Source organism: Streptomyces viridosporus (assembly GCF_002078235.1).
In the GTDB taxonomy this organism is placed as follows: domain Bacteria; phylum Actinomycetota; class Actinomycetes; order Streptomycetales; family Streptomycetaceae; genus Streptomyces; species Streptomyces viridosporus.
Genome location: NZ_MSGP01000739.1, coordinates 1 through 2,789 on the forward strand (window position 1 = coordinate 1; position 2,789 = coordinate 2,789).

A 2,789-nucleotide genomic window follows, 5' to 3' on the forward strand; every position below is an offset into this window, starting at 1 on the left:
GACAACACGCCGTCCTGCGCCTGCACCCTCCGCGCGTCCGACGCCCTGCGCGACGCCCGCACGGCGCAGGACGGCGTGTTGTCCCGGTGCCTGGGCGCGCCGCACTCCGGGCACGGGTTCCCGTTCGGCTGTTCCACGTGTCGTCCCTCCCCTCGCGAACTCCAGAGATTATGCAGATCTTCTTCACACCCCGGTTCGCGCGCCCCCGGAATGCGATATTCCGCAGGAACTCAACAGGCCATAACGGGTCGCACCGACCACGATGGAGGGGAAAACCGGAACCTGGGGAGGTCTTCATGGCCGGGGACGCGCACGGAACGACGCCGAAGGCGGGCGGAGCGCAGCCCTCACCCGGCGCCGGACCGCCGACCCACGACGCCGACGCCCGAGAGCAGGTGTCCGGCAACGTCCTCCTCTCGATCGGCGCGCTGCTGCTCGGTCTGCTGCTCGCCGCCCTCGACCAGACCATCGTGGCCACCGCGCTGCCCACGATCGTCAGCGACCTGGGCGGCCTGGAGCACCTGTCCTGGGTGGTCACCGCCTATCTGCTGGCCTCCACCGCCGCGACCCCGCTGTGGGGCAAGCTGGGCGACCAGTACGGGCGCAAGAAGCTCTTCCAGACCGCCATCGTGATCTTCCTGGTGGGCTCCGCGCTGTGCGGCACGGCGCAGGACATGTTCCAGCTGATCGCCTTCCGCGCGCTCCAGGGACTGGGCGGCGGCGGGCTGATCGTGCTGTCGATGGCGATCGTCGGGGACCTGGTCCCACCGCGCGAACGTGGCCGCTACCAGGGACTGTTCGGCGCGGTCTTCGGCACGACGAGTGTGCTCGGGCCGCTGCTCGGCGGGCTGTTCACCCAGCACCTGAGCTGGCGCTGGGTGTTCTACATCAACCTGCCCCTCGGGATCGTCGCGCTCGCCGTGATCGCGACGGTGCTGCACATCCCGCGCAGGGCGACGAAGCACGTCATCGACTACCTCGGCACCTTCCTCATCGCCTCCGTCGCCACCTGCCTGGTCCTGGTCGCCTCCCTCGGCGGCACCACCTGGGGCTGGGGCTCGCCGCGGATCGTCGGGCTCGCGGTGCTGGGCGTCGTCCTCGCCGTCGCCTTCGTGGCCGTCGAGCGGAGGGCCGCCGAGCCGGTGCTGCCGCTCAAGCTGTTCCGCGTGCGCACCTTCACGCTCTCCGCCGTGATCAGCTTCATCATCGGGTTCGCCATGTTCGGCGCGATGACCTACCTGCCGACCTACCTCCAGGTGGTCCGGGGCGTCAGCCCGACCGTGTCCGGCGTGCACATGCTGCCGATGGTGGCCGGCATGCTGCTGGCCTCGACCGGCTCCGGGCAGATCGTCAGCCGCACCGGCCGCTGGAAGGTGTTCCCGATCGCCGGCACCGCCGTCACCACCCTCGGACTGCTGCTGCTCCACCAGCTCGATGCGCACAGCTCCACCGCCGTGACGAGCCTCTTCTTCTTCGTCTTCGGCTCCGGACTCGGCCTGGTGATGCAGGTCCTGGTGCTGATCGTGCAGAACGCCGTCTCCTACGAGGACCTCGGCGTCGCCACCTCCGGCGCGACCTTCTTCCGGTCGATCGGCGCCTCGTTCGGCGTGGCCATCTTCGGCACGATCTTCGCCGGCCGGCTCGGCGCCGAACTCACCGACGCCTTCCGCGGCGTCGCCCTCCCCCCGGGGGTCTCCGCCGACGCGCTGGAGGCCGACCCGCGCGGCATCGGCGCCCTGCCGTCCGCGCTGCGCGCCTCGGCCGTCGACGCCTACGCCTCCGCCATCACCGACGTCTTCCTGTACGCCGCCCCCGTCGCCCTCCTCGGCTTCGTGCTGGCCTGGTTCCTGAAGAAGGACAGGCTGCGCGCCTCGGTCACCGCGCCCGACGCCACCGAGACGCTGGCCAGCAACCCCGTGGAGCGGTCGTCGTACGACGAGGTGTACCGCGCGCTGTCCCTGCTCGGCACCCGGGAGGGGCGGCGCGAGGTCTACCAGCGGATCACCGCGCGCGCGGGCTACGACCTGCTGCCCGCGGCGAGCTGGCTGCTGCTGCGGATCAGGAGGTACGGCACGGTGGAACCGGCCCGGCTCGCCGAGCGCGGCCCCGTCCCGCTGAACATCGTCGTCGAGGCCGCCCGCCAGGTCGAGGTGCGGCACCTCGCCGTGCGCCAGGGCCTCGGACTCGTCCTGACCGACGAGGGGCGCGAGGTGGCCGAGCGGCTGGCGCGGGCCCGGGAGGACTCCCTGGCCGAACTGCTCGGCGACTGGTGGGGACCGGAGCGTCCGACCGACCTCGTGCGGCTGGTGCACGAGCTGACCGGCGAGCTGTGCGGCGCACAGGGGGAGGGCCCGCAACGGGAGGGCCCGCAACGGGAGGGCCCGCAACGCGAGCGCCCGGCCACGCGGGCCGGATGACGCCGGTCAGCCGAGTCCCTTGGCGAACCAGTGCTCGGCGTACGGGTCGGTGTTGTGCGGCTCGGTCTCCGTGTAGCCGAGCCGTGCGTACAGGGCCCGGGCCTCGACGAGGTCCCCGCGCGTGTCGAGGACCATCCGGGTGGCACCGCACGCGCGGGCCGCGTCCTCGGCGGCCCGCACCAGCAGCGCCGCGCCGCCCCTGCCCCGCATCCCCTCGTGCAGGAACACCCGGGTGAGCTCGGCGGTCGCGTCGTCCAGCAGCCGGATGCCCGCGCTGCCGGCCGGCTCCCCCGCGTACCGCGCGACCAGCAGCAGGCCCTTCGGCGGCGCGAGATCGCCGCCCGGCCGCGCCGCGATCTCGCGCTCCAGCTC

2 protein-coding genes are annotated in these 2,789 nt (G+C 72.6%); one reads left to right on the forward strand and one right to left on the reverse strand.

Annotated features, from left to right (window positions below):
• Nucleotides 1-296 precede the first annotated feature (296 nt).
• Nucleotides 297-2,417, forward strand: coding sequence for an MFS transporter (locus B7L92_RS36825; protein WP_081241500.1), 2,121 nt, complete (start codon nt 297-299; stop codon nt 2,415-2,417).
• Nucleotides 2,418-2,423: 6 nt separating this feature from the next.
• Here the strand turns inward: B7L92_RS36825 and B7L92_RS36830 are convergent.
• On the reverse strand, nt 2,424-2,789 hold a 366-nt coding region (locus B7L92_RS36830), incomplete at its 5' end, for a GNAT family N-acetyltransferase (protein ID WP_081241501.1).

Bases quoted from the DNA above. Each gene is read 5' to 3' on its own strand.
- B7L92_RS36825 (WP_081241500.1), top strand. From the start codon at position 297: ATGGCCGGGGACGCGCACGGAACGACGCCGAAGGCGGGCGGAGCGCAG.